This is a genomic window from Streptomyces sp. NPDC030183 (genome assembly GCF_055573455.1).
The window spans coordinates 1-7,718 of sequence record NZ_JBVIBK010000049.1 but is presented as its reverse complement, the minus strand read 5'-3'; the positions used below and the strand labels follow the sequence as shown (position 1 = coordinate 7,718).

Sequence of the window (7,718 nt, the reverse complement as noted above, 5' to 3'; positions counted from 1 at the left end):
CCCCACCCAGGAAAACCCAGGCCCCTTCTCCCCCCCCCCCCCCCCCCCCCCCCCCCCCCCCCCCCCCCCCTTCCCCCCCCCCCCCCCCCCCCCCCCCCCCCCCCCACGACCGTTCCCACCACCCCACAGCGACGCCCCCCGCTTCGGGTCCGCGCCCGGTCTTTAGCCGGGCCAAAGCGGCAGGGCCGACGATCCCCGCAGGGCGGATCCCAGGAGGCCGGCCGTGGCGCTCGGCCGCTCGGCCGTCCCTGGGTGAGCCAACCGACGATGGGAGAACCATGCGCTGGGAAAGCGTTTACGTGGCGGGGACGGGGGCCTGGCTCCCCGAACCGTTCTCCGCCCGCGCCGCCGTGGAGGCGGGTGAGTACGACCCCGAGCAGTTCGAGGCGGACGGCCTGCTGTCCGTCCGGGTGGCCGGTGAGGACGTCCCGCCACCGGACATGGCGGTGCAGGCCGCCACCACCGCGCTCAAGCGGTCCGGTCTGGCCCCCGAGACCGTACGCCTGCTGCTGCACAACTACGTCTGGTTCCAGGGCCAGACCATGTGGCCCGTGGCGTCCTACGTCGCCGACCACGCCGTCCACTGGGGCGTGCCGGCGTTCGAGGTGAAGCAGGAGTGCAACGCGGCGGTCGGCTCGCTGGAGCTGGCCGCCCGGCAGCTGACCACCGAGCGGGACGAGGCCGCGGTGGTGCTCACCACCGCCGACCGCTTCGCCGAGCCGCTCATCAACCGCTGGAGCGCGGAGGCGGGCCTCGTCTACGCCGACGGCGGCACCGCCCTGGTCCTCTCCAACCGCGACGGCTTCGCCCGCGTCCTGTCGACCGTGACCCGCGCCGACAACCGCATGGAGGCGCTGGCCAGGGGAGCGGGCCTCACCCCGCTGCCCACCCAGGAGCCCTACGACCACGCCGACCGCTTCGCCCACTACCTGCGCTCCCGCGGCGGCAACATCCGCGAGGCCACCGACCGGCTGGTCGCCATGGTCAAGGGCGCCGTCGACGACGCCCTGGCCGAGGCCGGGACCACCCCGGAAGAGCTGGCCCACGCCGTCATCCCGACCGGCGGCCGCAGCAAGATGCAGTGGCAGGCCGAGCAGTTGCTGGGGGTGCCCGAGGAGCGCACCACCTGGGAGTTCGGCCGCCGCACCGGACACCTCGGCGCCGGCGACCAGTTCGCCGCGCTGAACGACCTCGCCGAGACCGGGGCGCTGCGTCCGGGCGACCGCGTGCTGATGCTCTCCGCGGGCCCCGGCACCGCCAGTTGCGCCGTCCTGGAGATTCTCCGCACACCGGGCTGGACGACCCCGGCCGCCGATCCGCAGACACCCGAGGAGCAGCGATGACCGCGACCGTGATCGGAACCTTCCCCGGCACGGCACTGATCGACAACGCCGTGGGCACCGACACCGCCCCCCGGGTCGACAACGCCGCGGAGGTGTTCCTCACCGCCGCCGTCGCGCGGCACCCCGACGCCCCCGCCGTACGGGACCGCTACGGCGTGTGGACGTACGCCGAACTCGACGCCGCCGCCGACTCCTTCGCCCGGGAGCTGCGCCGCCGCGGCATCCGGCCCGGCGACCGGGTGCTCGCCCGCGTCGACAGCGTCAAGGAGTTCACCGCCATCCTGTACGGGACCTGGCGCAGCGGCGCCGTCCTGGTGCCCATCAACCCGGGCATGAAGGCGTTCCACCTCCAGTCGGTGATCGCCGACGCCGAACCCTCGCTGATCGTCGTCCAGGATGCCGAGCGCGACGGTGCCGACGGCCTGAGCTGGCCGTCCGACGCGTCGGTCGCCGTCGTGTCCGAGCTGGACCTGTCCGGTCCGGCCGACCCGGCCGCCCGTACCCAGACCGAGGTGCCCGCCGACCGGCTCGCCCTGCTCATCTACACCTCGGGCAGCACCGCGGCGCCCAAGGGGGTGGCCTGCCCGCACGGGCCCGTGGCGTTCGCCGCCCGCGCCATCCAGGCCCGGCTGAACTACCGCGCCGACGACATCGTCCTCACCGCCGTCCCGCTCTCCTTCGACTACGGCCTCTACCAGGTCTTCCTCAGCGCGCTGTCCGGCGCGGAACTGCTGCTGTCGGGCCCCGCCGACCACGCCCGGCTCCTCGGCTTCGCCCGGGACCACGGGGCGACCGTCGTGCCCCTCGTGCCGTCGCTCGGCGAACTCCTCGTCAAGCTCGCCTCCCGTGACCCGCGGCCCACCAGGATCCGCCTGTTCACCAACACCGGCGCCGCCCTCAACGCCCCGCTCATCGCGACCCTGCGGGAGACCTTCCCCGGCGCGTCGGTGGCGCCCATGTACGGCACCACCGAGTGCAAGCGGATCACCATCCTGGAGCCCGACGGCGACCTGGCCCGCCCCGGCTCGGTGGGGCCCGCGCTGCCCGGCACCGAAGTGCTCGTCGTCGACGACGACGGCCGGCCGCTGCCGACCGGGGAGACCGGCGAGATCGTGGTGCGCGGCCCGCATGTCATGGCCGGCTACTGGCGGGCCCCGGAGCAGACCGCGCTGCGCTTCCGGCCGGGCGCCGACGGCGGCCCCGTCACCCTGCACACCGGTGACTACGGCCGGCTCGACGCGGACGGCCACGTCTACTTCCAGGGACGCAGGGACGACCTGTTCAAGCGGCGCGGCTCGCGCATGAGTTCCGTCGAGATCGAGGCCGCCGTCCTCGACATCGACGGCGTGCGGGAGGCGGCGCTGCTCGTCCCCGAGGAGGACCGCGACATGGTCCTGTTCGTCGTCGGCGAGACCCCGGACGTCACCGGCGAGCAGGTGCTGGCCCGGCTCGGGGACCGTCTGGAGGCCGCGAAGGTGCCGGACGTCTGCCATGTCCTGCCCGCGCTCCCGCTCACCCCCAACGGCAAGACCGACCGCAAGGAGCTGCGCCGACGGCTCATGGAGGGCACCGATGGCCACTGACCACGACCGCACCGGGCACCCCGCCGACGACCTGACGGCCCGCCGGCTCGTCGAGCAGTACGGCAGCCCCCTCTACATCTACGACCTGGCCCGGGTGCGCGCCGCACTGGAGGACCTGCGGGCCGCCCTGCCCCAGCCGTGTCGCGTCTACTACTCCCTGAAGGCCAACTCCCATCCCGATCTCGTCGCCGAGCTGCGCCGGGGCGGGGCCCGCGCCGAGGTCACCTCGCGCGGGGAACTCGCCGCGGCCCTCGAAGCGGGCCATCCGGCGGCGGAACTGATGTACTCCGGCCCCGGCAAGGTGCCCGCGGAGCTCGACGAGGCGATCGCGGCGGGGATGCGCACCTTCTCCGCCGAGTCCTTCGGCGACCTGGAGCGGATCGGCGCCGCCGCCGACGCCCACGGCGTCACCGCGGACTGCGTCCTGCGGATCAACGCCGCCGGGGCGCCCGGCCAGGCCGGGCTGCGGATGACCGGCGGCCCCTCCCAGTTCGGCTTCGACCTCGACGACCTGGCCGAGCACGGGGCGAGGCTCCTGGTGAAGGGCGTCCGGATCGTCGGCATGCACTTCTTCCCGCTCACCAACTCCCGGGACGAGGACGGCCTCATCGCCGAACTCGCGCAGAGCGTGCGCACCGCCGCCCGGCTCCGGGAGGAACTCGGCATCCCCCTGCACCTGCTGGACCTCGGCGGGGGCTTCGCCGCCCCGTACGCCACCCCCGGTGAGCGGCCCGTGTACGGGAGGCTGCGGACGGCCCTGACCGCCGTGCTCGACGAGCACCTGCCGGGCTGGCGGGACGGCGAACCGGTCATCGCCTTCGAGTCCGGGCGCTATCTCATCGGCGACAGCGGCCGGCTGGTGGCCACCGTCACCGATGTGAAGAACAGCCGGGGCAGCACGTACGCGGTCCTCGACTCCGGCATCAACCACCTGGGCGGACTGTCGGGCCTCGGCCGGCTGCTGCCGCTGTCCGCCCAGCCCCTGTCGGACACCGGCCGGGCGGCGGACGAGCCCGCCGACCGCGAGGCGGCGACGGTGACCCTCGCCGGACCACTGTGCACCCCCGCCGACATCCTCGCCCGCGCGGCCCGACTGCCGGGGCTGCGCGCCGGCGACCTGCTGGCCTTCCCCAACGTGGGCGCCTACGGCCTCTCCGCCAGCCTGCTCGGCTTCCTCGGCCACCCGGCGCCCGCCGAGGTCGTCGTGGACGGCGGCGAGACCGTCTCCGCCACCCGCCTGGCCCTGCGGCGCCACACCGTCCCACCCCACACCGGATCCCGTACGGAGGACCTCACCACCATGACCGAGACGACCACTCAGGCGGCGCCCGCCGCCGCGGACGAACCGGCCGCCCCCTGGGACCCGGCGTACGAGGCGCTGCTGCTGGAGGCCCTGCCCCGGCTCGCCGCCAAGGGCGAACTGCGGCCCGACACCAGCCTCAAGGCGGCGGGCCTCGACTCGCTCGCCATGGTGGAGGTCCTGGTCCGCGTGGAGGAGACGTTCGGCATCGCCGTCCCCGACTCCGAGCTGATGGCCGACACCTTCGCCACCCCCGCCTCCCTGTGGCGTGTCGTGGCCGCCCTGCGGGAGCAGTCCGTCGGCTCGGCCTGACCGCCGGCGACCGGAGAGGAGACCTCATGCAGTGGGAAGGTGTGTACGTCGCCGGGACGGGGGTGTGGCTGGGCGAACCCGAGGACGCCCGGTCGGCCGTGGAGTCCGGCGCGTACGACGCGGAGCAGTACGCGGCGGACGAGATCGTCTCCGTCTCCGTCGCCGACGAGTCCATGGCCCCGCCGGACATGGCCGTCCACGCCGCGACGACCGCGCTCAAGCGGTCCGGCGTGGACGCCTCCGACGTGGAGCTGCTGATCCACAGCGGCATCTGGTTCCAGGGCGTCGAGATGTGGCCCGCCGCCTCCTACGTGGCCGGCCACGCGCTCGGCCGGGGCGTGCCCGCGTACGGGCTGGAGCAGGAGTGCAACGGCGGCCTCGGCGCGCTGGAGATGGCCGCCCGCCAGGTCGCCGCGCGGCCGGGCACCGCAGCCGCGATGGTCACCACCGCGGACCGGTTCGGGGCGCCCCTGGTGCGCCGCTGGAGCAGTGAGCCCGGATTCGTCTACGGCGACGGCGCCACCGCGCTGCTGCTGTCCGCGCGGGGCGGCTTCGCCCGTCTGCTGTCCACGGCCACCGGCGCCGACAACTCCCTGGAGGCCGTGGTGCGGGGCCCCGGACTGCGCCCCCTGCCGTCCGGTGAACCGCTGGACCTGCTGGGCAGGGTGGGGCACTACATGCGCACCCACGGCGGTGTCCGGGAGGCCACCGAGCGGGTCGCGGCGGTGGTGAACGGCGTGGTGGACACCGTGCTGGCCGACGCCGGCATGGCCAGGACGGACGTCGACCGGGTGGTGACCCTCTCCAGCGGGCGCAGCCGGCTGGAGTGGCAGGTGCCGCAGCTGCTGGGCATCCCGGTGGAGCGCGCCACCTGGGAGTTCTCCCGCACGGTGGGCCACCTGGGCGCCGGCGACCAGATCGCCGGCTTCAACGACCTTCTGGAACGAGGGGAGTTGGCCGCGGGCGACCGGGTGCTGTTCGTCGGTGGCGGCTCCGGGTTCAGCTGCACCTGCGCCGTCGTGGAGATCCTCGACGTACCGCGGTGGGAGCCCTTCCGCGCCGACGGGCGGTGACGGGCCGGCGGACGGGTGGCCGGGTGCGCGGGCGGGAAGGATCCGCCCGCCACCTGCGGCTTCAGCGGCGCTCCAGCGGCCCGCCGCATACTGCGTTGTTCGATCGCTCGCGACGTACGGCCGACCGGTCCCCACGACCCGTCCGCCCGGCCCCGCCGTACGCCTCGACACCGAGGAGAAACACATGGTGATGACCGAGTCCACCGGCGCCACGAGGAGTTCCACCCCCTTACCGCTGCGCGTCGCCTGGGGCGCCCTCGCGGTGTTCCTGCTGCTCTGGGACGTCTTCGAGGTGCTCAAGCACATGGGCTGGGTGATCCCGGGGGCCGCCCTCGGCGCCGTCCTGCCCTTCCTCCCCCGGCTCGCCGGGCTGGGCCAGGCCCACGAGCCGGGTCAGCTGGCTCCCCGGGCCGTACCCCTGCACAACCTTCTGAACGGCGCCCTGATCCCGTTCGGGATCATGGTCCTCTTCACGTTCCTCGGGGACGCCCCCGAGGACATCGCGGCCCCCTTCACCTTCGGCATGAGCTGGCTCACCTCCGTCGCGTTCACCCGCGCCCTCGGCTTCGGCCTGCGGACACCGGACGGCTGGCAGCGCTGAACCGGCGCCGGCTCCCAGGCCCGCAGCCCTTCCCGAGGGGCCGCGGGCCTGTTCCGTGCCCGGGCACCCGGTCCGGTACAGGGAGCCTTTATCGCTGCACAAGGCGGTCCTGCGACTGTCGGCTGACAGCCCGACATGTCTGTGAACCGAAGTAGCCCTGGAGGCCACACGATGGACACCGCCTCAGTGCCCCCCGCCGGGACCGGGACCGATACCGAGCCGGAGTACGAGTACCCCTTCCACCGTCCCTCGGCGGTGGAGGTGCCCCCCGTCTACGAGGAGCTGCGCGCCAAGTGCCCGGTGGCCAGGGTGAAGCTGCCCAGCGGCGACGAGGGCTACGTCGTCAGCCGGTACGAGGACGCCCGCGTCGTGCTGGCCGACCCCCGCTTCAGCCGGGCGGCGATGCTGGCCGAGGGCGCGCCCCGCCTCACCGCGGCACCGCCCATGCCGGGCAGCCTGTTCACCATGGACCCGCCCGAGCACACCCGCGTGCGCAGGCTCGTCTCGCGCGAGTTCACCGCCCGACGGGTGCAGAACCTCCGCCCGCGCATCCAGCAGCTGACCGACGACCTGCTGGACGAGATGGAGAAGCTGTCCCCGCCCGTCGACCTCAACCCGGTCTTCGCGTTCCCGCTGCCGGTGATGGTCATCTGCGAACTCCTCGGGGTGCCCTTCGAGGACCGCGACCGCTTCCGCGGCTGGTCCGACGCGTTCGTCTCGCTCACGGCGCACACCGCCGAGGAGGTGATGGAGCAGCGGATGTCGATGGTCCAGTACCTCGCCGAGCTGGTCCGGCGCAAGCGCGAGGAGCCCGCCGACGACCTCATGAGCGCCCTCGTCGCCGTCCACGACGAGGACGGCGACCGGCTCAGCGAGCACGAGCTGATCACCATGGGCATCACCCTGCTGGTCGCCGGGCACGAGACCACGGTCAGCATGATCGGCAAGTGCGTCCTCACCCTGCTGCGGCACCCCGAGCACCTGGCCGCCCTGCGGGAGCGCCCCGAGACCATCGACCAGGTGGTGGAGGAGCTGCTGCGCATCAACCCCATCGGTGACGGCGGCCCGTTCCGCATCACCCTGGAGGACGTCGAGATCGCCGGCACCACCATCCCCAAGGGCAGCGGTGTCATCGCCGCGGTCGCCTCCGCCAACCAGGACCCGGAGCGCTTCGGGGAGGACCCCGGCGCCTTCGACCCGGCGCGGCCCTCCGCCAGTGCGCACCTGGCGCTCGGCCACGGCGCGCACTTCTGCCTGGGCGCCGCCCTCGCCCGCGCCGAGCTGCAGATCGCCGTCTCCTCGCTGATCCGCCGCTTCCCCCGGCTGGCCCTGGCCGACGAGGTCGGCAACCTCAGCCTGACCAGCGGCATGATGGTGCACGCCCTGAGCCGTATGCCCGTCACCTGGTGACCTCCGCCGGCGGGGGGGGGGGGAAAGAGGGGGGGGGGGGGGGGGTGGGGGGGGGAGGGGGGGAGGGGGGGGGGGGGGGGGGGGGCGGGGGGTGGG

Annotated in this window: 6 protein-coding genes; all 6 read left to right on the top strand. The window is 74.2% G+C overall.

Features of this window, described 5'->3' with window-relative positions:
- Positions 1–278: 278 nt before the first annotated feature.
- The 6 genes from ACZ4Z2_RS35965 (at position 279) to ACZ4Z2_RS35940 (ending at position 7,622) form a co-directional block, all read left to right on the top strand.
- A complete protein-coding gene (locus tag ACZ4Z2_RS35965) occupies positions 279–1,343 on the top strand; it encodes a ketoacyl-ACP synthase III family protein (protein ID WP_468081863.1) in 1,065 nt (354 codons plus the stop codon).
- A complete protein-coding gene (locus tag ACZ4Z2_RS35960; protein ID WP_468081862.1) occupies positions 1,340–2,926 on the top strand; it encodes a class I adenylate-forming enzyme family protein in 1,587 nt (528 codons plus the stop codon). Before ACZ4Z2_RS35965 ends, ACZ4Z2_RS35960 begins: the two co-directional genes overlap by 4 nt.
- Positions 2,916–4,538, top strand: coding sequence for a phosphopantetheine-binding protein (locus ACZ4Z2_RS35955; RefSeq protein WP_468081861.1), 1,623 nt, complete (start codon positions 2,916–2,918; stop codon positions 4,536–4,538). Before ACZ4Z2_RS35960 ends, ACZ4Z2_RS35955 begins: the two co-directional genes overlap by 11 nt.
- A 26-nt stretch (positions 4,539–4,564) precedes the next feature.
- Positions 4,565–5,611: a ketoacyl-ACP synthase III family protein gene (locus ACZ4Z2_RS35950; RefSeq protein ID WP_468081860.1), complete on the top strand. Its 1,047-nt coding sequence runs from the start codon at positions 4,565–4,567 to the stop codon at positions 5,609–5,611.
- 184 nt (positions 5,612–5,795) lie between these two features.
- Positions 5,796–6,212, top strand: coding sequence for a hypothetical protein (locus ACZ4Z2_RS35945; RefSeq protein WP_468081859.1), 417 nt, complete (start codon positions 5,796–5,798; stop codon positions 6,210–6,212).
- Positions 6,213–6,383: 171 nt separating this feature from the next.
- A complete protein-coding gene (locus ACZ4Z2_RS35940; RefSeq protein ID WP_468081858.1) occupies positions 6,384–7,622 on the top strand; it encodes a cytochrome P450 in 1,239 nt (412 codons plus the stop codon).
- The last annotated feature ends 96 nt before the right edge of the window (positions 7,623–7,718 follow it).